23 protein-coding genes are annotated in these 20,757 nt (G+C 62.8%); 9 read left to right on the top strand and 14 right to left on the bottom strand.

What is annotated here, in order from left to right:
• The first annotated feature begins 26 nt into the window (after positions 1–26).
• Positions 27–932, top strand: coding sequence for an NAD(P)/FAD-dependent oxidoreductase (locus tag FFR93_RS31895; RefSeq protein ID WP_138396146.1), 906 nt, complete (start codon positions 27–29; stop codon positions 930–932).
• A gap of 165 nt (positions 933–1,097) precedes the next feature.
• Complete coding sequence (locus tag FFR93_RS31890; RefSeq protein ID WP_064707326.1) at positions 1,098–1,538, top strand: DUF805 domain-containing protein; 441 nt, start codon at positions 1,098–1,100, stop codon at positions 1,536–1,538.
• A gap of 341 nt (positions 1,539–1,879) precedes the next feature.
• Here FFR93_RS31890 and FFR93_RS31885 read toward each other — a convergent pair whose 3' ends face one another.
• Positions 1,880–2,758 (bottom strand): FkbM family methyltransferase, encoded by an 879-nt coding sequence (locus tag FFR93_RS31885; RefSeq protein ID WP_064707325.1) that lies wholly within the window; start codon positions 2,756–2,758, stop codon positions 1,880–1,882.
• The gene (locus FFR93_RS31880; protein WP_138396145.1) at positions 2,758–4,467 is read right to left on the bottom strand and encodes an adenylate/guanylate cyclase domain-containing protein; all 1,710 of its coding nucleotides are present in this window, start codon (positions 4,465–4,467) and stop codon (positions 2,758–2,760) included. Before FFR93_RS31880 ends, FFR93_RS31885 begins: the two co-directional genes overlap by 1 nt.
• A gap of 271 nt (positions 4,468–4,738) precedes the next feature.
• Here FFR93_RS31880 and FFR93_RS31875 point away from each other — a divergent pair, with 271 nt between their 5' ends.
• Together FFR93_RS31875 and FFR93_RS31870 are read left to right on the top strand one after the other, a co-directional pair.
• On the top strand, positions 4,739–5,827 hold the full coding sequence (locus FFR93_RS31875; RefSeq protein WP_138396225.1) for a glycosyltransferase family 4 protein: 1,089 nt from the start codon (positions 4,739–4,741) through the stop codon (positions 5,825–5,827).
• Positions 5,827–6,573, top strand: a complete 747-nt coding sequence (locus FFR93_RS31870) for a polysaccharide deacetylase family protein (protein ID WP_138396143.1) — start codon at positions 5,827–5,829, stop codon at positions 6,571–6,573. The genes FFR93_RS31875 and FFR93_RS31870 overlap by 1 nt, the downstream gene beginning before the upstream one ends.
• A gap of 60 nt (positions 6,574–6,633) precedes the next feature.
• On the opposite strand, the gene FFR93_RS31865 is transcribed toward FFR93_RS31870, so the two are convergent.
• The 8 genes from FFR93_RS31865 to pcaD form a co-directional block, all read right to left on the bottom strand.
• A complete protein-coding gene (locus FFR93_RS31865; protein ID WP_246569454.1) occupies positions 6,634–7,509 on the bottom strand; it encodes an alpha/beta hydrolase in 876 nt (291 codons plus the stop codon).
• Positions 7,506–7,880, bottom strand: coding sequence for a GFA family protein (locus FFR93_RS31860; protein WP_064707321.1), 375 nt, complete (start codon positions 7,878–7,880; stop codon positions 7,506–7,508). The genes FFR93_RS31865 and FFR93_RS31860 overlap by 4 nt, the downstream gene beginning before the upstream one ends.
• A 112-nt stretch (positions 7,881–7,992) precedes the next feature.
• Positions 7,993–8,823: an MBL fold metallo-hydrolase gene (locus FFR93_RS31855; protein WP_138396139.1), complete on the bottom strand. Its 831-nt coding sequence runs from the start codon at positions 8,821–8,823 to the stop codon at positions 7,993–7,995.
• Positions 8,824–9,148: 325 nt separating this feature from the next.
• On the bottom strand, positions 9,149–10,195 hold the full coding sequence (locus FFR93_RS31850; RefSeq protein ID WP_138396138.1) for a 3-carboxy-cis,cis-muconate cycloisomerase: 1,047 nt from the start codon (positions 10,193–10,195) through the stop codon (positions 9,149–9,151).
• 158 nt (positions 10,196–10,353) lie between these two features.
• On the bottom strand, positions 10,354–10,965 hold the full coding sequence (gene pcaG / locus FFR93_RS31845; RefSeq protein WP_138396136.1) for a protocatechuate 3,4-dioxygenase subunit alpha: 612 nt from the start codon (positions 10,963–10,965) through the stop codon (positions 10,354–10,356).
• A 2-nt stretch (positions 10,966–10,967) separates the two neighbouring features.
• Positions 10,968–11,717 (bottom strand): protocatechuate 3,4-dioxygenase subunit beta, encoded by a 750-nt coding sequence (gene pcaH / locus FFR93_RS31840; RefSeq protein WP_138396135.1) that lies wholly within the window; start codon positions 11,715–11,717, stop codon positions 10,968–10,970.
• A gap of 9 nt (positions 11,718–11,726) precedes the next feature.
• Positions 11,727–12,125: a 4-carboxymuconolactone decarboxylase gene (pcaC, locus tag FFR93_RS31835; RefSeq protein ID WP_064707316.1), complete on the bottom strand. Its 399-nt coding sequence runs from the start codon at positions 12,123–12,125 to the stop codon at positions 11,727–11,729.
• Entirely contained in the window at positions 12,122–12,931 is an 810-nt protein-coding gene (gene pcaD / locus FFR93_RS31830; RefSeq protein WP_138396133.1) for a 3-oxoadipate enol-lactonase, read from the bottom strand. The genes pcaC and pcaD overlap by 4 nt, the downstream gene beginning before the upstream one ends.
• A gap of 464 nt (positions 12,932–13,395) precedes the next feature.
• Between pcaD and pcaQ the strand changes: the two genes are divergently transcribed.
• The 3 genes from pcaQ to FFR93_RS31815 all read left to right on the top strand — a co-directional run bounded on the left by pcaQ (position 13,396) and on the right by FFR93_RS31815 (position 15,588).
• Positions 13,396–14,313, top strand: coding sequence for a pca operon transcription factor PcaQ (gene pcaQ, locus FFR93_RS31825; RefSeq protein WP_064707314.1), 918 nt, complete (start codon positions 13,396–13,398; stop codon positions 14,311–14,313).
• Between the two features lie 70 nt (positions 14,314–14,383).
• Complete coding sequence (locus tag FFR93_RS31820; protein WP_064707313.1) at positions 14,384–14,896, top strand: MbcA/ParS/Xre antitoxin family protein; 513 nt, start codon at positions 14,384–14,386, stop codon at positions 14,894–14,896.
• On the top strand, positions 14,893–15,588 hold the full coding sequence (locus FFR93_RS31815) for an RES family NAD+ phosphorylase (protein WP_138396131.1): 696 nt from the start codon (positions 14,893–14,895) through the stop codon (positions 15,586–15,588). The genes FFR93_RS31820 and FFR93_RS31815 overlap by 4 nt, the downstream gene beginning before the upstream one ends.
• 4 nt (positions 15,589–15,592) lie before the next feature.
• Here the strand turns inward: FFR93_RS31815 and FFR93_RS31810 are convergent, their stop codons facing one another.
• Positions 15,593–16,234: an alpha/beta fold hydrolase gene (locus tag FFR93_RS31810; RefSeq protein WP_138396130.1), complete on the bottom strand. Its 642-nt coding sequence runs from the start codon at positions 16,232–16,234 to the stop codon at positions 15,593–15,595.
• Between the two features lie 69 nt (positions 16,235–16,303).
• Here FFR93_RS31810 and FFR93_RS31805 point away from each other — a divergent pair, with 69 nt between their 5' ends.
• Entirely contained in the window at positions 16,304–16,486 is a 183-nt protein-coding gene (locus FFR93_RS31805) for a hypothetical protein (RefSeq protein ID WP_138396128.1), read from the top strand.
• A 471-nt stretch (positions 16,487–16,957) separates the two neighbouring features.
• Positions 16,958–17,659, top strand: a complete 702-nt coding sequence (locus FFR93_RS31800; protein WP_138396127.1) for a DUF899 family protein — start codon at positions 16,958–16,960, stop codon at positions 17,657–17,659.
• A 19-nt stretch (positions 17,660–17,678) separates the two neighbouring features.
• On the opposite strand, the gene FFR93_RS31795 is transcribed toward FFR93_RS31800, so the two are convergent.
• From FFR93_RS31795 to hutU, 3 genes are all read right to left on the bottom strand, one after another.
• The gene (locus FFR93_RS31795; RefSeq protein ID WP_011427926.1) at positions 17,679–18,308 is read right to left on the bottom strand and encodes a J domain-containing protein; all 630 of its coding nucleotides are present in this window, start codon (positions 18,306–18,308) and stop codon (positions 17,679–17,681) included.
• A gap of 173 nt (positions 18,309–18,481) precedes the next feature.
• On the bottom strand, positions 18,482–19,057 hold the full coding sequence (locus tag FFR93_RS31790) for a HutD family protein (RefSeq protein ID WP_138396125.1): 576 nt from the start codon (positions 19,055–19,057) through the stop codon (positions 18,482–18,484).
• Between the two features lie 5 nt (positions 19,058–19,062).
• Positions 19,063–20,736: a urocanate hydratase gene (gene hutU, locus FFR93_RS31785; RefSeq protein ID WP_064707307.1), complete on the bottom strand. Its 1,674-nt coding sequence runs from the start codon at positions 20,734–20,736 to the stop codon at positions 19,063–19,065.
• Between the last annotated feature and the right edge of the window lie 21 nt (positions 20,737–20,757).

Here is a 20,757-nt window from a genome sequence, read left to right as displayed (position 1 = left end):
AGGTCAATTTCACAAGGAGTGATCGCATGTCCTACGAAGTTATCGTCATCGGTGGCAATTTTGCCGGCCTGTCGGCAGCGATGCAGCTGACCCGGGCGCGGCGGCGGGTGCTGCTTGTCGATGCGGGCGCGCCGAGAAACCGGTTTTCGCTGGCCTCGCACGGTTTCCTCGGCCAGGACGGCAGGGCGCCGGTGGCGATCATGGGCGAGGGGAAGAGACAGCTTTCGCTTTATCCGAACATCACGCTGCGCGACGGCAAGGTCCTCCGGGCGCAGAAGGAGGGTGACGAGTTCGTCGTCACCATTGAAGGTGGCGGCGAAGAACGCGCTGCCCGCCTTATTCTCGCAACCGGCGTCAGCGACACGCTTCCTGACATCCTCGGTCTCAGGGAGCGCTGGGGTCGCTCGGCGCTGCACTGCCCCTATTGCCATGGCTATGAGGTGAGCGGCGGCCAGCTCGGCATCCTCGCAAACCATCCGCATTCCGCCCATTCGGCGATGATGATCCCGGACTGGGGCGCGACCACCTTCTTCACCCAGGTGCTGTTCGAGCCCGATGAAGAGCAGCTGGCACGGCTCACCGCCCGCGGCGTACGCATCGAACGCAGCCCTGTCGTGGAGCTGTTGGGCGACAGCCCGAAACTCCAGGCGGTGCGCCTCGCCGATGGCCGCACCGTGCCGCTCGACGCCATATTCGTCGCGCCGAAAACGGCGATGGCGAGCCCCATTGCCGAACAGCTCGGCTGCGCCTTCGATGACGGTCCGTTCGGGCCGGTCATCCGCACTGGCGAAAACAAGGAGACCAGCGTCAAGGGCATCTTCGCCGCCGGCGATGCTGCAAGCTCCATGCACAATGCCACGCTCGCTTCCGCCTCCGGCGTGCTCGCCGGCGTGCATTGCCATCAGTCGATGGTGATGCCGCCCGCCGGATAGGCGCTAAGAGATGGCGCGCGCCCAGAACACGGCAACCAACCACTAAGCAGGAGACTTATTGCAATTTTTACGTTTGAATTGTAGCTGTTTCCATCGGAGCTGCTATAGCGGCAAGACGGCGTCAGAACCTACGACGCCTACCACAAGCAGAAATGGGCATCGCAAATGGGGTTTACTGAAGCCGTTCGAACAGTCTTCAAGAAATGTGTGACATTTTCTGGCAGGGCTTCCCGGTCGGAATATTGGTGGTTCTCGCTATTTTATGCGCTGGCGCTGTTTCCACTAGCAATTCTAGCCTTTGTACTCGCTTTCGCCACCAGCGGCGGTGGAGCCCCGTCACCGATTCATTATACCGTCGTCATCTGGATGGTATTCACACTCGCGATTCTTTTGCCGCTAATATCTCTGCAGGTTCGCCGCTTCCATGATCGCAACATTTCCGGCTGGTGGTATCTCGCGCTGTTCATCCTGAGCTTTGTTCCCTATGTCGTTCTGGTCACATTCCCGGTGATCATTATTATTTCCATGTTACCGGGCACCGAAGGTCCGAACAAGTTCGGGGCGGATCCGCTGCGTCCGGAAATAAGAGCAGAGGTCTTTGCCTAGAGCATGACCGGAAGCATTACGCCGCGGTCTTTCGATTGCAGGTCACGCTCAAGCCGACGATCGCACAGCCGCCGCAGCTGGTTCCCGACAACCGCAAAGTGGTGCGGAAAGTCGTCCTTGAAAGGGCCAGATGGTGGCAAGCATAATGCCGAATTCATCGTCTGCATTGAAGGTGGTCGGGGCATCATTGTTGCAATCGGCGTCAGCGACGACTGAAAATGCTAGCCAAATGAAAGCCGTGCCGTGCAGCACCCTCATCCGGCCCTGCGGGCCACCTTCTCCCCGCCTGGGGAGAAGAGGAAGCAAAGCCGGATGAGGGGATCCACGGGACAAGGCTGCCTCTACGGCAAAAACAGCACGTTGTACTGATCGATGTCGCTCGGCAGATCCCGCACCTTCATCTCTTCCTCGAGGTCCTCGAAGAGCACGAGACAATCCTCATAGAAACCTGACAGCATCGCGATGAATTCCTTCGTGCCCTCCGGGCCGTAGAACAGCGGCGTGAATTCCATATGAAGCGGCACGCGGCGGGAAAGCAGCGGCTGCATCGACCGGCAGGCGACCGGCTCGTAGCCTTCGATATCCATCCAGACAAGGCCAATTGCGGCCGGATCGATCGAAAGTTCGGCGAGGATTTCGGAGACCGGCTTCACCGGCACGCTGATCTTCCTGTCGGTCGGGCTCTGGCGGACGGCGCTGCTCTTGCCGTGATTGTTGAGGTTCAAAAAAAAGTCGATCTTGCCTTCGCTCTCGCCGGCGGCGCAGTTGACGAGCCGGACCTTCTCCTCCAGCCGATTCTGACGGATGTTGAGTTCAAGCAGCGGGAAATTGCGCGGGTCGGGCTCGACGCTGACGATACGGGCGTAGGTGCCGCTCAAGGCGAAATAGACCGTCTGGGTGCCGATATTGCCGCCGATCTCGAGCAGCGTCGCGTCTTTTCTCAGCAGGCCGCGTTCGCGCAGGATGGCGATCAGCCGGTCGACGGCGTCGCGTTCGAAATGGCCCTTCCGGAAGACCTTGCGGCCGATATAGTCGGCGGGCGAGAAGGTCATCAGATGATCGCCGGCATCGACCGTCATTGAGACGACGCGCGGACCGATATTCTCGATCAGCAGTCGGCGGCCGAAGCGGGTGTTGAAGAAGCGCGACGCAGCGCCATTGCGCGCCTTGCGCAGACGGCGGCTCCAATATTTGGCGGTGAGCCAGGGCTTGCCGTGCATCAGGCTTTTCCTTCGAGCGGTTCTGCCGCTTTCTCTCTCGGAATGACATAGACTTTCAAGGGCAGGGCGCGGCCGCGCACGTTGATTTCACGGCTTTCGATGCCTGAAAGAGCGGCGCCGGAAAGGTCCGCCACCGGTTCGGAGATGACAATCGCTGCTTCGAATTCCTTGGCCGCGCTTTCCAGCCGGCTCGCGACGTTCACCGTATCACCGATCGCCGTCATGCTGCGCACGCGACCATATCCCATCGTGCCGACGACGGCCGGGCCGGTGTGGATACCGATCGCAATGCGAAGCGGCAGCGTCAGTTCATCGGCGAGTTCGGCAGCGAGCTTCTCGATCTCAGCAACGATCGCCGCGGCTGCGTTGAGCGCCTGGCGGCAGGCCTCCTCCGGCGCGGTGTCGAGGCCAAACAGCGCCATGGCGCCGTCGCCGATGAACTTGTCGAGCCGCCCGCCTGCCTGCTCCACCGCCTTGCCGATGATGGCGAAATAGCGGTTCAGCAGGAAGACGACGTCGAAGGGGAGGCGGGTTTCAGTCAGCGTGGTGAAATGACGGATATCGACGAAGAACACGACGATCTCACGCTCACGGCCGGGACTCGTCTCCTGGCTGTTGGCAGGAGGAGCCTCGACGGACGGCACGAGAAGAGGCGCGACCGCTAGGTCGGCGTTCGGCCGAAGCTGGCAGGCGAGCCGCACGTCCGGACCGGCATTGATGCGTTTCAGGGTGGTCTGCTCCAGCTTGTCTGGCGGCGGCAAATACTGGTAATCGCCAAGGATCTGTACTCGGCAGGTTGAGCACTGGCCCTTGCCACCGCAGACGGCATAATGCGGCAACCCGCCGAGCCGGCTTGCTTCCAGCACCGTAAAGCCACGCGGCACCCGGATCACCTCGCCGCCGGGATAATGCACGACGACCTGATCGAGGCGCTCCTTCAGCTTGCGTCGGGCGCGGGCGATGACAACCAGGAGCAGCGAGGCCGAGAAAGCGCCGTAGAGCCCGGCGCGCACTGTGGCGACGCGGCTGCGGACCTCGGGATCGGAGAGATAGCGGGCGTTGAGGTTCACCTCGTACGGATTGGTCGTCAACTGATAGGCGGGGTCTGCAAGGGTGCGGCCCATCTGGACGAATCCGAGGAGCGAGAGCACCGGTATGAGGATCGCCGGCGCGAGCAGAAGCGCCGACCATTCGGCGTACCATGGGCGGTAGCGCAGCCAGAAATGGATGCCGATGCAGCCGTGGATCCAGACGGCGAGGACGCCCAGCACCTGACGCACACCGTTCGCCGGCGCCCTGATCCACAGCTGTTCGACGACCGTCTCGTAGTCATCGATATAGCCGTAAAGTTCATGGGCGACCCGCGTGCCGATGACATGGTCCATCAGGAGCAGCGGGATCAGCAGGCCAAGCACGATCTGCGCCATTTCCCCCTTCGGCATGACAAGGCTGCGCCTGATGTAGATGGCGCGCAGCACCAGAGCGATGTGGATCAGGACTGATCCATAAAAGAGGGCGGTGCCGATGGGATTGCGCCAGAGGACCAGGAAAAGGTGGCGGGCCTTGTCCGCAGAGGCGAGCGAAATAAGCCCTAGCGCATGGTTCGACAAATGCAGGAGGACGAAAACGAAGATGACCAGCCCGGAACCGAGCCTTGCCCTTCTGATCGAGCGTTCTGAAAAAATCCCTTTAACCGAGGCCGTCGTCATTCATTCCCGTTCTTGTCGATGCAACCGCAGGCCCATAGAGATGGGGAAGGAGGCGGAATTGCTTCCATTGCGATCACATTCCATATGCTTATGCGCAAGTTTTCGGGAAAGCAGCAACAGGGGAAATTTTTGCCGCCGGGCATGATGCCGTAAACCAGGACGGAGTTAATGCGACCTCGTGCTGCATCAAGCTGATTTCACGATGAATTCGGATAGCTATGATCGCCTGTGAATGCCGATTGGAAACAGAGTGTCTATGAAGAGGATGCGCATGCGGGTCGCCTTTTATGCGCCGATGAAATCGCCGAACCATCCGGTGCCCTCGGGCGACCGGCTGATGGCGCGGCTGTTGATCCGGGCATTGGAGCTTGCCGGCCATCAAGTCGAGGTCGTCTCCGAATTCCGCACCCATGCCTCGACACCGGAGGCGGCAGCGGCGCTCGAACCTGCCATATCCGCCGAGCTGGAGCGGCTGCGGTTGACATGGAGATCCGAGCCTCGACCGGATCTCTGGTTCTGCTACCACCCCTATTACAAATCGCCCGATCCCTTCGGGCCTGCGATCTCGGCCGAATTCGCCATTCCCTATGTCACCGCCGAGGCTTCCTATGCGGCAAAACGCGACCAGACCGGCTGGGCGGCCCGGCAGGAGCGCGTGGGCGAGGCGATCATGCAGGCGGCGGTCAATATCGGCTTCACCGAGCGTGACCGGGCCGGGCTTTCCGCCACCTTTCCGCAGGCGCGGCTTGCAGCTCTCAAGCCGTTCATCGATCCGGCGCTGTTCGAGGCGGTACGGCCGGCGCCCGATTCCAGCCGGCTGATGACCGTCGCGATGATGCGTGACGGCGACAAGATGGAAAGCTACGCGATGCTTGCAAGAGCATTGCGGCTGATCGAAGACCGGCCATGGACGCTTGCGGTCATCGGCGACGGGCCGATGCGCCGGGAGGTGGAGGCGCTGTTTGCGTGCTTTGCCGGCCGCATCGAATGGCTGGGCGAGCGGGGCGAGGCCGAGATCGCCGGCTTGCTCGCGCGCGGCGGCATCTATGTCTGGCCCGGCTGCGGCGAGGCCTATGGCCTTGCCTATCTCGAGGCTCAGGCCGCCGGCCTGCCTGTCGTTGCGCAGCAAACGGCGGGCGTGCCCGCCGTGGTCGAGGCCGGGGTGACCGGCCTGCTGACGCCGGAGGGCGATGTTGCTGCCTATGCGTCGGCCGTCGCGGCCCTGCTCGGCGATGGGCAAAAACGCGAAGCGATGGGACAGGCGGCGCGGCGCTTCGTCCTGGAGGAGCGCTCGCTTGCGATGGCTGCCCGCGCCTTGGACGAGATTTTGCGAAAAGCGTACAAAATAGGAGCGAGGTGATGAGCATGAGCTGGGAACCGCTGCGCCGCGAGCTGGACCGCTGGCAGGCCGCCGGCCGCGTGGCGCGGTTCTGGCTGCGCGACGACGATGCCGTCGAGCCGACGCCTGATCTGGAGCGGCTGCTGGCGCTGAGCGGCGAAAACGCGATTCCGCTGACGCTTGCCGTCATCCCCGGCCTGACCGGCGAGGCATTGGCCGCGCGGCTGGCGGAGGAGACGGCCGTCACCGTTGCCGTCCATGGCTGGTGCCACACCAACCACGCCGGACCGGAACGCAAAAAACAGGAACTCGGCGGCGAGCGGCCGTCAGAGGTGGTGCTCGGCGAGCTGCGTCAGGGACTGCAGCTCCTGAAGCGGCTCCATCCCGCCCGCTTCCTGCCAGTGCTGGTGCCGCCGTGGAACCGGATCGACGCCGGGCTTATCCCGGCATTGCCGGAACTCGCTTTTGCGGCGCTTTCGGTTTACGGGCGGGCAGAGCTGGGTGGGCCGATCCCGTTTCTCAACACCCATGTCGACATTATCGACTGGCACGGCACCCGTGGTGGCCGCAGCGAGGAGGAACTTGTGGCCGAGTTGGTCGCTGAACTCGGCGACAGGTTTGCCGGCAACGACGAGCCCATCGGCCTCCTCACTCACCATCTGGTGCATGATGAGGTGGCCTGGGATTTCCTCTCGGCCTTGTTTGCGGCGACCGCCCTGCATCCCGCCGTCCGCTGGTTGCCGGCGGCGGCACTTCTGAAAGCCTGAAGCGGGTTGCATCAGACTTGATTTATGCGACGCGGGCGGCATTGCAATTAAAGCACTCGATCAGCCGGGATGAACGCGCCCGAGGAAGTCCCGCATGAGGGCTGCGGCTTCATCCAGATGCGTCTCGAGCAGCCAATGCCCGCCGTCGAGCAGATGCAGTTCGGCATCCGGCAGATCACGGAGATAGGCGCGTGCCGACATTTCCGGCATATAGTGGTCGTTCGGCCCCCAGACGATCAAGGTCGGCGGCCGGTATTCCCTCAGGTATCTCCGGTGTTCGGGGAACCAGGCGCGATTCTCCTTCAACCCGGCGATCAGGTCGATGGCGATTTCCTTGCGCCGCGGCGTGATCAGCGACCAGTGCAGCTTCCAGAGATCCGGCGGGATAGCGTCGGCCAGAGGCGGCGGCAGGTCGTTGAGGAATTCCTCCCGGAATGTCTCCTCGCTGATTGCTTCCGCCAGCGCCCTCCTCATCTCCGCGCGTGGGAGCGCCCACGTCGCCTCGATGTCAGCATATTTCGGGCCGAGCGCATCCTCATAGGGAATATCGCCATTCTGGATGATCAGCGCCACGATGCGGCTGGGGTTTCTGATTGCTAGCCGCGCTCCGATCGGAGAGCCGAAATCATGGAGATAGAGGGCGAAGCGGTCGAGATCGAGCACGCCGATAAAAGCCTCCAGCCAGGCGGCATAGCCATCGAAGCTGTAGTCGAAACCGTCGGGCGTGCCGCTATAGCCCGCGCCCGGGAAATCCGGGGCGATCAAGCGCCAGCGGTCGGCAAGGCGGGGCATGAGATTACGGAATTCGTAGGACGAGCAGGGATAGCCGTGCGGCAGCAACAGGACCGGCGCATCCCGTGGTCCGGCTTCACGGTAAAAAGTCTCGATACCTGCGACCGTAACGAACTGATGCCGGACGAGCGTGGTCCGGTTCACGTTCGGTCCTCCTCGTACTGCTCTGCGCCCTCCACTGGTCGCAGCCATGCTTCGCGGCGTTTGATCCACAGTTCGTAGCGCGGCACGAGCGGCGTCGGCGCCTCCGAGAGGGTGCCGAGCTTGATTTCGGCCTCTTCGTCATCGGCGGAAAACAGACGCGAACCGCAGCCGGTGCAGAAGCGTCGGCCGTGGAATTCGCCCGTTTCGCCGGAATGTTCAAACTGACTGGCGGGCCAAATTCCATAGAAGGTGAAGGCCGAACCGCTTTCCTTTCGGCAGTCGGTGCAATGACAGATTCCGACGCGCAACGGTTCGCCCCGCACAGAAAGCTGCACCTGCCCGCAAAGGCATTGTCCGGAGAGCACGGTCATGGCTGATACCCCGTTTCATCGATCTTGCGCTGCCGGGGAAACGGTCGGACCCGGCATCTGTTCCGTCAGCAAGGCACAAATGGGCCGGCGCCTCCTTGCGCCGGCGTACTGCCTAAATCACAACGGTCTGGTTGTCGCGGGCGGCGAAGGCGCCGGGGAAAGCGGCCTCGGCCTGCGCTTCCATCTCGGCCAGCTGTTCGTCCGTGCGGGAGGGGGCGTGGTGGAACAGGGCGAAGCGCTTGGCGCCCGCCATTTTGGCGAGCTCGGTGCCGTGCTGCCAGGTCGAATGGCCGAAGCCCTTGAAGCGCTGCATCTCGTCTTCATTGTAGGTGCAGTCATAGACGACGAGATCGGCGCCCTGCATCATCTCCAGGGAGACCGGATCGTGAGTGCCGGGGGTATGCTCGATATCGTAGATGAGAGCGATCGAGCGGCCTTGCCATTCGATACGGTAGCCGATGGCCCCGCCCGGGTGGTTCAGCGTGAAAGTCCTGATCTCGATGCCCTCATGCGGGGTCAGAACCTGACCGGCATGGAAATCGCGGAAGTTCATCGTCGCCTGACAGATGTCGGTTTTGACTGGAAACCAGGGCGGGCTGATGAACTGCTCGACCATTTCCCTGGTGCTCATCTTCCCGTCGAGATGGCCGGACCAGATGTTGACGTTGATCGAGGGATAATAGATCGCCTTGAAGAAGGGCAGGCCGATGATGTGGTCGTAGTGGCAGTGGCTGAAGAACAGATCCACGTCACTGACGCCGTCGGCGAGCAGCGACAGCCCCGCCTCGCGCAGGCCGGAACCGGCGTCGAAAAGCATCCGATGTTTTCCGCAGCGAATCTCGATGCAGGAAGTGTTGCCGCCGTAGCGGTCGAATTCAGGGCCGGATACGGGAATACTGCCGCGGACGCCCCAAAATTTAACTTGAAACAGTTCTGTCGTCATCGTTTTTCAAACCGGCCTTCCCGCATCGCCATCGTAATCATAGTTTATCCCGATGCGAAGCAGCAGAATTCCACGAGTTTGCCTGCGCCCCCTTTCGTTCTCCTAACCGCTAGCGGAAGAAGAAGTATATTCTCCTAAGCAATCGGCTTTCGCTTCGGAAAGCAACCCAGTATGGTTGGTTTTCGGTAAACGGGCTGCTCGGGCGGGGCGTTTTCCGCAAGTCATGCCTATTAGATGGTTGCGCGCGACCAAAAAAACAATTGCCGCCCCAACGCCCCCGAAGCTCCGCTCCGACTTTGCCGCTGCCGGACCTCGAGCCGTCACCTCAGGCGGTTCCAAGTCTTCTGATATTCCCCGTCAGCTCCTTTGCCAGCCGCAGGCTGGCGGCGGTCGCCATTGTCATTTCGGGCAGGAGCAGCCATTCGAGCGTCCAGGCCGCTCCAGAACGTTCCTGTTCGTGGATGAGGGATTGATGGATGCCGGAAAGCGCCGTGGCGTTGAAGCGGGCGAGCGAGACGAGCACTTCGGCGGCAACCGGATTCTGCTTGTGCGCCATGGCTGAGGAGGTGCCGCCGCCCGACATTTCAATCTCGCCCCCCATCTCGGCGAGCAGCGCGACATCCTGTCCCATCTTGCCGAGGCTGCCCGAAATTGAAGTGAACAGGCCGGCGATATCGGCGATCGGCAGACGCGCGCTCTGCCACTGCCTGATGTCGGTAAGGCCGAGCTCCTGGGCGAGTAAAGCACGGACGGCCGCAGCCTGTGGCCCAAGCTTGTCGAGCGTGCCGGCAGCACCTCCGAACTGGACTGGGAAGCTTTGCTCGGTCAGGCGGTCGCGATAGGTCGCGAGCGGCGCGCGCCAGGCATTGAGACGGTCGGAAACGGTAATCGGAATCGCCGCCTGCATGCGGGTATGGCCCATCAGGCGGTTGCGGCCGAACTGCCGGTCGAGCCCGTCGAAGGTCGCAAAGATGGCGGAAAGCCGGCCGGCAAACAGGAAAACCACTGCTTTCAGGCGGATCATCAGGCTAGTGTCGACGACGTCCTGGCTGGTGGCGCCGAGATGAAGGCTTTTGCCCGCTTCCTCGCCGACAGCTTCGCGCAGCTGCTTGACGAGCTCGGGGACGACGACCCCGTCTTTTGCGGTTGCCGCGCGAAGGCTGGTGAGATCCGGAGAAAAACCGGCGCAGGCTTCGGCAATCTTCGTTGCGGCATCGCCGGGGATGAGGCCATGCACGGCCTCGGCCCTGGCGAGCGCCGCCTCGAAGGAGAGCATGGCGCGGATATCGGCCTCGGCGGAGAAGTAGGGTGCAATTTCATCGTCACCGACGAGGCCGGAGAGGAAGGGGTGGTCGAAGGGCGATGCGGTCATGGATGCCTCTATTCGAGCATTTCAGGCAAAAGTGCAGGGGTGGACGCCGACCCGGGGGTCGAGCCGCCGGTCTCGACCCGTTCTTCGGACCCCCTCGGGGAGAGGGCAGGGTGAGGGGGCTATTCGCGCGGAGCTCTCCGAACGTAGCCCGCCTATCCTCAAATATCCAGAAATACCGTTTCCTTCGGCCCCTGCAGATGGATGTCGAAATGGCAGGTCGCGCCGTCGCGGATGGCGACCAGGGTTGCGACGCGCTCGCGATGTTCGATGCGCAGAAGCAGCGGATCGCCGGCGTTGGCTTCGGTCTCCTCCGGAAAATACATGCGCGTATGCAGGCCGATATTGATGCCGCGGGCGACGATCCAGAAGGTGATGTGCGGCGCCTGTCTGCGACTGTCCTTGAAGGGGACGCGGCCGGGCTTGATGGTTTCGAAGCTGTAGACGCCGTCCTCGGCGCGGGTCGGGCAGCGGCCCCAGCCGGTGAAATTCGGGTCGGCGGCGCCGCGCATTTCCGATGGGCTGTTGTAGAGGCCGGCGCTGTCGGCCTGCCAGATCTCGACGACGGCGTCGCGCACCACGGCACCGGCGCCGTCGAAGATGCGGCCGGTGACGGTAATGCGTTCGCCGAGCGTCTTGTCGTTGAGCATCCGCGTGCCGAGATCGCTGTCATAGACGCCCGTTATGTTGCAGAAATTCGGCGTCAGACCGATATGGACGTAGGGGCCGGCCGTCTGCGATGGGGTTTCCTTGAGGTAGCCGAGCTGCTGCATGATCAGTTGCCCTCCAGCCTGTTTTCAAACATCGTCGAGCGGCGCCCGCGCAGCACGATATCGAATTTATAAGCGCGTGAATCCATCGGAATCGTATTGCCCCAGTCGAGCGGCGCAATCAGCTTCTCGATCGCCGCCTTGTCGGGGATCGTGCCGACGATCGGACATTTCCAGATCATAGGATCGCCCTCGAAATACATCTGGGTGATCAGGCGCTGGGCAAAGCCGTGGCCGAAGATCGAGAAGTGGATATGGGCGGGGCGCCAGTCGTTGACGCCGTTCGGCCAGGGATAGGCGCCGGGCCGCACGGTGCGGAAATGGTAGCGGCCTTCCGCGTCGGTGATGGCGCGGCCGCAGCCGCCGAAATTCGGATCGATCGCGGCGAGATAGGTTTCCTTTTTGTGGCGATAGCGCCCGCCGGCATTGGCCTGCCAGAACTCGACCAGGGCGCCCGCCACCGGCTTGGCGCGCTCGTCGAGCACGCGGCCATGGACGATGATGCGCTCGCCGATCGCGCTTTCGCCGGGGCGCGCATAGTTCAGGATCAGGTCGTTGTCGAGTTCGCCGATCATCGAATGACCGAAGACCGGGCCTGTCGTTTCCGAGATCGTGCCGTCGAGCGACAGCAGGGCACGCTGCGGCGAGCGCAGAACGGAGGTTTTGTAGCCCGGGGTCAGCGCCGGCGCGTGCCAGGCGCGGTCGCGGGCGAAGAAGGCGCCGGTCTCCGGCTTGCTGTTTGCTCGTTCGGACATGTTTCCCCCTCAGGCCGCCTTTTCGGCGTCCATTTGCGCAAAGGCCTGTTTTGCGATCCTGATGGCGTGATTGGCAGCAGGAACGCCGGCATAGATCGCCACATGTAAGAGCGCCTCGCAAATATCCTCGCGGCTCGCACCCGTATTGGCGGTGGCGCGCACATGCATGGCGACCTCCTCATCCTGGCCGAGCGCTGCGAGAAGGGCAATGGTGACGATCGAGCGCTCGCGCTTGGTCAGCGCCGGGCGCGACCAGACATGGCCCCAGGCGGCTTCGGTGATCAGTTCCTGGAAGGGGCGGTCGAAGGCGGTCTCGCTGGCTGCGGCACGGTCGACATGGGCATCGCCGAGCACGGCGCGGCGGGTCGCCATGCCCTGCCGGTAACGTTCGGAAGGGGTCTCGTTCATGGGCTGCTTTCTCCAGGCGAAATCGATGTGAGGAATGCGCGGATGATCGCCGTCAGCGCCTCCGGCTGCTCGACACAGGGAATATGGGCGCAATCGCGGATGATCTCGTAACGGGCGCCCGGGATCAGCCGCGCCGTGGAAAGCACGAGATCGGGCGGCGTCGAGCCGTCCTGGTCGCCGACGATGCAGATTGTCGGCACAGCGATCGACTTGGCCGCTTCGGTGAAATCTGCGTCGCGGATCGCTTCGCAGGCGGCGACATAACCCTCGACCGGCTGCCGCGTCAGCATGTTGCAATAGCCTGAATAGGCGGTGTTCTCGGGCCGGCGAAAGGCAGGCGTGAACCAGCGCTCCATGACGGCGTCGACGATGCTGCCGATGCCCTTTCCTTCAACGGCGGCGAGGCGGGCGTTCCAGCTCTCAGCAGTGCCGATCTTATGGGCGGTATCGCAAAGGAGTAGCGCGCCGACGAGATCCGGCCGGCGCTGATAGAGCGACTGGGCAATGAGACCGCCGACAGAGAGGCCGCAGATGACGGCAGCTTTTACCGCCAGAAGATCAAGCAGGCCGGCAAGATCGGTCGCATGGTCCTCGATGGACGAGGGAAGCTGGCCGACGTCGGAAAGGCCGTGGCCGCGCTTGTCGTAGAGCACGATGGCATAGTCGCCGGCAAGCCGCACCACCACGTCGCGCCAGATGCGGAAATCCGTTCCGAGCGAATTGATGAAGACGATCACCGGCCGGTCGGCGGGAGCGCCGATGAGCTGATAATGGATGGTCACGTCGTTTATGCGGGCGAACTGCACGTCGCTTCTCCCTGTTCGAGTCACGCACACCACCCCTCCGTCATGCTTGGGCTTGACCGGAGCATCCATACGGCGCCCACCAACAGCCGCGGCATGGATCCTCAGGTCAAGCCCGAGGATGACGGAATGTGAAGCTGGCCTTCCCGCCGAATTCTTCTCGTCTAAAAGTGACACGCCGCATCACGTGTTCACAAAACCGAACTTTCTTTTCTGCCCGCGTCATATGGATTCGGCCATAGGCTAGCCGAATGGCTCTTGTGCCTTCCCACCCTCCGTCATGCTCGGGCTTGACCCGAGCATCCACACGACATCCACCAGCAGCCGCGCTGTGGCTTCTCGGCTCAAGTCCGAGGATGACTCTCGTTGAACTTCCTACACCTCTTGACGACAAAACTGAACGGTTGATCCGGTTAAGTAAAATGATATTTTAAGGAATTTCGATAACCTCGGAGTTATGGAAGCCGATGATCGACAGCCGCGTCAAGTTTCGCCATCTGCAGACCTTTGTAGAGGTGGCTCGACAAAAGAGCGTCATGAAGGCGGCCGAGTTGCTGCATGTCAGCCAGCCGGCGGTGACGAAGACGATCCGTGAACTGGAACAGGTGTTGGGCGTCGACGTCTTCGAGCGCGACGGCCGTGGCATCAAGATTACCCGCTACGGCGAGGTTTTCCTGCGGCATGCCGGGGCGGCGCTGACGGCGCTGCGCCAGGGTCTCGATTCCGTCTCGCAGGAGCAGTTCGCCGACGCGCCGCCGATCCGGGTCGGCGCCCTGCCGACGGTCTCGTCGCGCATCATGCCGCGGGCGATGGAACTCTTCCTTAAGGAAAGGATGCGGAGCCGGGTGAAGATCGTCACCGGCGAAAACGCCGTGCTGCTGGAGGAGCTTCGCGTCGGCGACCTCGATCTCGTCGTCGGACGCCTCGCCGGCGCCGAAAAGATGGCGGGTTTCTCCTTCGAGCATCTTTATTCCGAACAGGTGGTGTTTGCCGTGCGGATCGGCCACCCGCTGCTGAGGCGTCGGCAATCGCCGTTTTCGGGCTTCGGCGACTACACGGTATTGATGCCGACGCGCGGCTCGATCATCCGGCCGGTCGTCGAAAATTTCCTCATCGCCAACGGCATCTCCAGTCTGCCGAACCAGATCGAGACGGTATCGGATTCGTTCGGCCGCGCCTTTCTGCGGGCAAGCGATGCGATCTGGATCATTTCCAACGGCGTGGTAGCAGGCGATGTCGCCGATGGGCGGCTGGCGCTTCTGCCGATCGACACCGGCGAAACCAAAGGACCGGTCGGGCTGACGATGCGCGCCGATTCCGTGCCGTCGGCGCCGCAATCGATCCTGATGCAGACAATTCGGGAAGCGGCGGGGGAGCTTTCCTGAAATCACTCTTCCAATTTGCTTGCCCGATGCCCAGATTTGGACTAAATCTAGTTCAAGACAGGAGATATTTATGCAACAGGCAAGACGCAGGGAACAGGAGCCGGAGCGGCTGGATGCGGAGCGGTTTGCACCGGCAAACCGAAGACGGCTGAGCCCGCCGGCCTTGCGAACCTTTTTGGCGATCGCCGATCTCTGGGGGCTCACCGAAGAACAGCGTCTGCTCGTGCTCGGCTATCCCTCCCGCTCGACCTATCACAGCTGGGCCAAGCAGGCGCGCGAGCACGGCGCTTTCACCCTCGACGTCGATACGCTGACCCGGATCTCCGCCGTGCTCGGCATCCACCAGGCGCTCGGCGTTCTGTTTGCCGACGAACGCGCCGGCGTCGCCTGGCTGCGCGCGCCGCATCAGGCGCCGGTTTTCGGCGGCCATCCGCCGCTTGATATCGTGACAAGCGGAACCCAGGACGGGCTGATGACCGTGCGCCGCTTCCTCGACGGCGCGCGCGGCGGGCTCTACATGCCGCCGAACAGGCTCGACGAGGCATTCACGCCTTACGAAGACACGGACATCGTCTTCCGGTGAGCGAGCGTTTTGCCGAGGCGCCGCATCCGTCCTACCGGCTGATCCCGTCGCAATTTCCGCCGATCGGTCTCTTCGATACGGTGGCGAGGGCGGCCGATCTCGAAGCCGTGATGGAGCTTGTGGGATGGACCAATGACCGGCTCGTGGCAGATCGCATCCGGCGGCTTCCCGAAAACGAGTGGGTCTACGGCAGTCCGAACGCCAGTATCGTGATGGCGGCATTCCTGCATGTCGCACCCGGCGGGATGCGCTTCAACGGCCCCGATCTTGGCGCCTGGTATGCCGCCGGCAATCTGAAGACGGCTGCCGCCGAGGTCGGCCATCATCTGAGGCGCGAGGCCGTGGCGCGTGGGGTGGCGACGATGGCGCGCAGCTATCGAAGCTATGCCGCCACCCTGATCGGCAATTATCTCGACATTCGCGGCGAGCAGGCGCTGCGGCCCGACGTCTATGACGGCGCGAGCTATGCTGCATCGCAGGTGCTCGGCGAACAGGTGCGCGCCAGCGGCGGCGCCGGCATCCTCTACGACAGTGTGCGGCTGAGGGGTGGGGTGAACGTCGCGGCGCACCGGCCCAGGAATATCCGCGACGTGGTGCAGGCCGATCATTTCGAAATCACCGTTTTCGCCGCCGACCGGCGCATCGATGTCAGAAAGCTTTCCACCCGGCGGCGACTGACGGCCGCAAGGTAGATGTTTAAACCGGCAGGCGCTCGGCCCATGCCTTTGCCGTCTTTGCCATAGTCGCAAGGTGGTCGGCGGCGGAGAAGCCGGAAATCTTCTTGCGCGGCTTGAGGTCGTGATCGCCGTCCTCGAGCCAGAGGACCTCGATCCGCTCGGAAAGGGCGTAGCCCGGCACTTCGTCCTTCGTGCCGAACTCGTCGCGCGTTCCCTGGCAGATCAGCGTGGGCGTCTTGAGCCCTGCGAGATGGCCGGTGCGCAGCTTGGCTGGCTGGTCGGGGGGATGGAAGGGATAGCCCAGGCAGAGCAGACCGGCGATCTTCCCCGTGTCATAGAGACGGTCTGCGACCATGCTCGCAACTCGTCCGCCCATCGACTTGCCGCCGATGATGAGAGGACCGCCGGCGCCAAGTGCGGCAATCGCCGCCTCATATTCGGGGTTGAGCGTTTCGGCGCGCGGCGGCGGCTTGCGGCCTTCCTCAGAGCGGCGAGCGGCCATATAGGAGAATTCGAACCTGACGACGCGAAAGCCGACGCCGGCAAGCGCGTCCGCTGCCGCTGTCATCGACGCCGAATCCATCGGCGCGCCGGCGCCATGGGCGAGCAGGATGGTGAAGCGCGCATCCTGCGGCCCCTGCAGCAGAAATCTCTCAAGCATCGGTAATCCTCCATCCGCCGCGGGAACCATGTCGATGGCTCTGACTTCTTCCCGGGAAGGAGACAGACAATGTCGACGAATGATGAAAACGTAAAGCCCGAGCAGCGCCGCCCCAAGGATGTCAATGCCGTTCCCGGCAAGCCGGAACCCGGCGACGCGGAATCGATGGCGCCAACGACCGTGCAGCCGGCTGGGGATGGAGACAAAAGCGAGCGGCCGGTGGTCAATCCGGTGACCGGCGCCGCTCTCTAGCGGCCGCTCGCTAAAGATGATGCAAAAACCCCTTGAAACGGCGAATGCAAGCGTCCATATAGCGGTCCTGCCTGAAAAATGGATGCGCCCGGTATCGACGTCGTCGAGCTGTTCGCTGTCCGACAGGATAAGGGCGCTCCCCGCAAGGGTCGAGCGCCCTTTTTGCTTTTCAGGCATCAGTGCGTCCGAGCAGTTTGTGTGTAGCGAGCGTGAATACCCACCAAGATCTATATAGCGCTTCGGAATCCCGAAATAGGTTGGGGGATTGAAGTCCTTGACTATTTCTCCACGGAGACACCGCGCAAACCGGCTCGAATTTCGGAATCCCGAAGCGAGGGAATTTCGGGATTCCGAAGCGGGATTTTTCGTCTCGGCGCTGTCGATTTTCGTATCCGCCATTCGTCATTCTAAGGATATGCTGAAATTCCTTACGGTCAGCACATCATCAGGCAACGACAGGAGGATATCGTCATGGATAGTCGACAGCTGTTACCCGCGGCCGTACTCGCGGCCAAGAATGGCGCCCGTTTCCCGAATGAGAGCGAGGAATATCGTATCGCGCGTGACGCGCTGCTGGCCGAAGAGATTGAATTGCGCCGGCATATCGAACGCGTGGCGAGACAGCGCCGGGCGCTGCCGCCGGGCGGCGAGGTGAAAAAGGATTATCGTTTCGAAGGCAGTAACGGCCCGGTATCCTTCAGCGAGCTCTTCGCCGACAAGGACACGCTGGTTGTCTACAGCTACATGTACGGCCCTGAGCGCGAGCGTCCGTGCCCGATGTGCACCTCGCTGCTGTCGGCCTGGGACGGCGAAGTGCCCGACATCCAGCAACGCGTGGCGCTTGCCGTCGTCGCCCGCTCGCCGATCGAAAGGCTGCTCGCTTTCAAGAAGGAGCGCGGCTGGCATCACCTGCCGCTCTACTCGGATATGACCGATGAATACAGCCGCGACTACCGCGCGATCGGCAGGGACGGCAGCGATGGCGCCGCCTTCAACGTCTTCACGCGGCGCGACGGCACCATCCGCCATTTCTGGAGCGAGGAGATGGGCGAAGCGACGGCCGATCCCGGCGAGGATCCACGCGGCGCGCCCGACCTGATGCCGCTCTGGACCGTGCTCGATGCGACGCCGGAAGGCCGCGCACCGGACTGGTATCCAAAACTGTCTTATTGAGATCAAGCACGCTCTGCCGTCAGCCGGTGGAGCGGTTTCTGGAGGTCTCGATCCATTCGAGATTGGTGACCGAAGCCTCCGGCAGCAGCGATGGATCGAGATCGTAGACATAACCGCTCAGCATGTCGGCGGCACGTTCGGCCGCCTTGATCTTCGCCTCGGTTTCCGCGACCGCCTTGGAAATCGCTTCGATGCGGGCGCGGAACATATGGGCGAGCACATCGCGCCCGGACTGCTTTTCCAACCGCTCCAGATGCAGGCCGACGCGCGACGCGTGGCGTTCCAGCTCGCTCTTGCTGAACCGCGCCTTGCGCAGTTCCTCGGAGAGGCTTTCCTGCATGACGGCGACCGGATCAAAACTGCCCGGCGCCCGCTCGTCGAGAACGGCGTCGGTCACGAGCTTCTCGATCATCACAAGCGCCTGCAACTCGGCCGCATCGGCGAACTCGACGTCATAGCCGGTATCGTCATAGACCTTGCGCCGGACCGGATCGAGCAGCAGCGCATAGGCCTTCTGCAGATTGTCGAAGGCTTCCGTATCGCCGCCCGAATCAGGATGGGCGACCTTTGCCAGGCGACGGTAAGCCGCCTTCAGCTTCGCCTCGTCTGCATCGCGTTCAACGCCGAGAATATCGTATGGATCCGTCACACCTGCTCCCTTGCCGCCCTGATGTCACGGGCAGTCTAGGTCTTCTTCTGCATCAGAAGGGCAAAGTTTAGACCGAAAGCGGGAATGGCGTCTACGGCCCGAAACGGCAGTGGTCGGTGCTCAGGCCACGGTTTTTGCAAGATCGTCCTGTGTTTACAGATACTTGCACGATGTCAGTCCGTGGCAATTGCGACGAGATAAGCGATGGCCTCGCCGTCGATTTCCAGCGCCGTCGCCGTCGCGTCCTCGATCAGCAGCGCGTCGCCATCTCTCAGCATCCCGGTCTCGCCATTCCGCCGGAAAGACGCCGCGCCGCGATGGCAAAGCAACAGGCATGTCGGCGACGGTAACGGTACGCGCGTAGCGCCGTCGATTTCGACTCGGGTCAGGCTATGGGTGAGACCGCCCCGGCGCGTCATGACGTTGAGATCGGTGATCGCGCCGTGATCGAGTGTGGCGGTGACGGGGATATCAGCGGGGAAGGAAAGAGGAGCGCTTTGCGTCGTCAGCAGCGCCGGGGCGCGGCCGTCGATCGCGAGCACCATGCCGTTGCCCTCGAGGACCGCCAGCGTCCGGTCAATGCCCGGAAAAATCGAGAACGGTCCGTCTTCCGCGACCGTTGCCATGCTGATGCGCCAATCGAAGCCATCGATCGAAGCACTAGGCGGAAAGACGGCGATCTCCACCGTCTCTCCCTTGCCATTCTTCCACGGCATGCGCTTGTGATCGCCGGCGCGCAGGATCCTCACGCCGCTCAGTTCCCGAGAATGGCGGGCAGGCGCAGGCCCTTGTCCCGGGCGCAGTCGATGGCGATGTCATAGCCGGCGTCGGCGTGGCGCATGACGCCGGTCGCCGGATCGTTCCAGAGCACGCGCTCGAGACGCTTGGCCGCATCATCAGTGCCATCCGCGCAGATAACCACGCCAGAGTGCTGGGAGAAGCCCATGCCGACGCCGCCGCCGTGGTGCAGCGACACCCAGGTGGCGCCCGAAGCGGTGTTGAGCAGGGCGTTCAGGAGCGGCCAATCGGAGACGGCGTCGGAACCGTCCTTCATCGCCTCCGTCTCGCGGTTCGGCGAGGCGACGGAACCCGAATCGAGGTGGTCGCGGCCAATGACGATCGGCGCGGAAAGCTCGCCGTTCTTGACCATCTCATTGAAGGCCAATGCCAGGCGGTGGCGGTCGCCGAGGCCGACCCAGCAGATGCGCGCCGGCAGGCCCTGGAAGGCGATGCGCTCCCTGGCCATGTCGAGCCAATTGTGCAGATGCTTGTTGTCGGGCAGCAGTTCCTTCACCTTGGCGTCGGTCTTGTAGATATCCTCCGGATTGCCCGATAGCGCAGCCCAACGGAATGGGCCGACGCCGCGGCAAAACAGCGGTCTTATATAGGCGGGCACGAAGCCCGGGAAGGCGAAGGCGTTTTCCAGGCCTTCATCCTTGGCGACCTGGCGGATATTGTTGCCGTAGTCGAGCGTTGGGATGCCGGCGTTCCAGAAGGCGATCATCGCCTCGACATGTTCGCGCATCGAGGCGCGCGCGGCCTTTTCCACCGCCTTCGGATCGCTTTCGCGCTTGGCCTTCCATTCGGCCATCGTCCAGCCCTTCGGCAAGTAGCCGTTGATCGGGTCATGTGCCGAGGTCTGGTCGGTGACGATATCGGGGCGGATGCCGCGGCGAACCATTTCCGGCAGGATTTCGGCGGCGTTGCCAAGCAGGCCGACGGACTTGGCTTCGCCGGCCTTGGTCCAGGCGTCGATCATCGCAAGCGCTTCGTCGAGCGTTTCGGCCTTGGCGTCGAGATAGCGGGTGCGCAGCCGGAAATCGATCGAATCCGGATTGCATTCGACGGCGAGGCAGCAGGCGCCGGCCATGACGGCGGCGAGCGGCTGGGCGCCGCCCATGCCGCCGAGGCCGCCGGTCAGGATCCATTTGCCCTTGAGATTGCCGCCATAATGCTGGCGGCCGGCCTCGACGAAGGTCTCGTAAGTGCCCTGCACGATGCCCTGCGTGCCGATATAGATCCACGAACCGGCCGTCATCTGGCCGTACATGGCAAGGCCCTTCTTATCCAGCTCGTTAAAATGATCCCAGGTCGCCCAATGTGGCACGAGATTGGAATTGGCGATCAACACGCGCGGCGCATCCTTGTGGGTGCGGAAGACGCCGACCGGCTTTCCGGACTGCACCAGCAGCGTTTCCTCTTCCGTCAACGTCTTCAGCGTCGCGACGATGCGGTCGAAATCTTCCCAAGTGCGGGCGGCGCGGCCGATGCCGCCATAGACGACGAGCTCGTTCGGGTTTTCGGCGACGTCGGGATCGAGATTGTTCATCAGCATGCGCAACGGCGCTTCGGTCATCCAGCTCTTGGCATTGAGATCGCTGCCGCGTGGCGCGCGGATTTCGCGGATGTTGTGGCGTGGATTGGTCATGACGGTTCCCTGTCGAGTGAT

The organism is Rhizobium sp. MHM7A (assembly GCF_005862215.1).
GTDB lineage: Bacteria > Pseudomonadota > Alphaproteobacteria > Rhizobiales > Rhizobiaceae > Rhizobium > Rhizobium bangladeshense.
This window is presented reverse-complemented; position numbering and strand designations above follow the sequence as displayed.

What these genes read in the sequence shown, in the direction of transcription:
- FFR93_RS31895 (WP_138396146.1), top strand. Translation starts at nt 27, where the DNA reads ATGTCCTACGAAGTTATCGTCATCGGTGGCAATTTTGCCGGCCTGTCG.
- FFR93_RS31890 (WP_064707326.1), top strand. Translation starts at nt 1,098, where the DNA reads ATGGGGTTTACTGAAGCCGTTCGAACAGTCTTCAAGAAATGTGTGACA.
- FFR93_RS31885 (WP_064707325.1), bottom strand. Translation starts at nt 2,758, where the DNA reads ATGCACGGCAAGCCCTGGCTCACCGCCAAATATTGGAGCCGCCGTCTG.
- FFR93_RS31880 (WP_138396145.1), bottom strand. Translation starts at nt 4,467, where the DNA reads ATGACGACGGCCTCGGTTAAAGGGATTTTTTCAGAACGCTCGATCAGA.
- FFR93_RS31875 (WP_138396225.1), top strand. Translation starts at nt 4,739, where the DNA reads ATGCGGGTCGCCTTTTATGCGCCGATGAAATCGCCGAACCATCCGGTG.
- FFR93_RS31870 (WP_138396143.1), top strand. Translation starts at nt 5,827, where the DNA reads ATGAGCATGAGCTGGGAACCGCTGCGCCGCGAGCTGGACCGCTGGCAG.
- FFR93_RS31860 (WP_064707321.1), bottom strand. Translation starts at nt 7,880, where the DNA reads ATGACCGTGCTCTCCGGACAATGCCTTTGCGGGCAGGTGCAGCTTTCT.
- FFR93_RS31855 (WP_138396139.1), bottom strand. Translation starts at nt 8,823, where the DNA reads ATGACGACAGAACTGTTTCAAGTTAAATTTTGGGGCGTCCGCGGCAGT.
- FFR93_RS31850 (WP_138396138.1), bottom strand. Translation starts at nt 10,195, where the DNA reads ATGACCGCATCGCCCTTCGACCACCCCTTCCTCTCCGGCCTCGTCGGT.
- pcaG (WP_138396136.1), bottom strand. Translation starts at nt 10,965, where the DNA reads ATGCAGCAGCTCGGCTACCTCAAGGAAACCCCATCGCAGACGGCCGGC.
- pcaH (WP_138396135.1), bottom strand. Translation starts at nt 11,717, where the DNA reads ATGTCCGAACGAGCAAACAGCAAGCCGGAGACCGGCGCCTTCTTCGCC.
- pcaC (WP_064707316.1), bottom strand. Translation starts at nt 12,125, where the DNA reads ATGAACGAGACCCCTTCCGAACGTTACCGGCAGGGCATGGCGACCCGC.
- pcaQ (WP_064707314.1), top strand. Translation starts at nt 13,396, where the DNA reads ATGATCGACAGCCGCGTCAAGTTTCGCCATCTGCAGACCTTTGTAGAG.
- FFR93_RS31820 (WP_064707313.1), top strand. Translation starts at nt 14,384, where the DNA reads ATGCAACAGGCAAGACGCAGGGAACAGGAGCCGGAGCGGCTGGATGCG.
- FFR93_RS31810 (WP_138396130.1), bottom strand. Translation starts at nt 16,234, where the DNA reads ATGCTTGAGAGATTTCTGCTGCAGGGGCCGCAGGATGCGCGCTTCACC.
- FFR93_RS31805 (WP_138396128.1), top strand. Translation starts at nt 16,304, where the DNA reads ATGTCGACGAATGATGAAAACGTAAAGCCCGAGCAGCGCCGCCCCAAG.
- FFR93_RS31800 (WP_138396127.1), top strand. Translation starts at nt 16,958, where the DNA reads ATGGATAGTCGACAGCTGTTACCCGCGGCCGTACTCGCGGCCAAGAAT.
- hutU (WP_064707307.1), bottom strand. Translation starts at nt 20,736, where the DNA reads ATGACCAATCCACGCCACAACATCCGCGAAATCCGCGCGCCACGCGGC.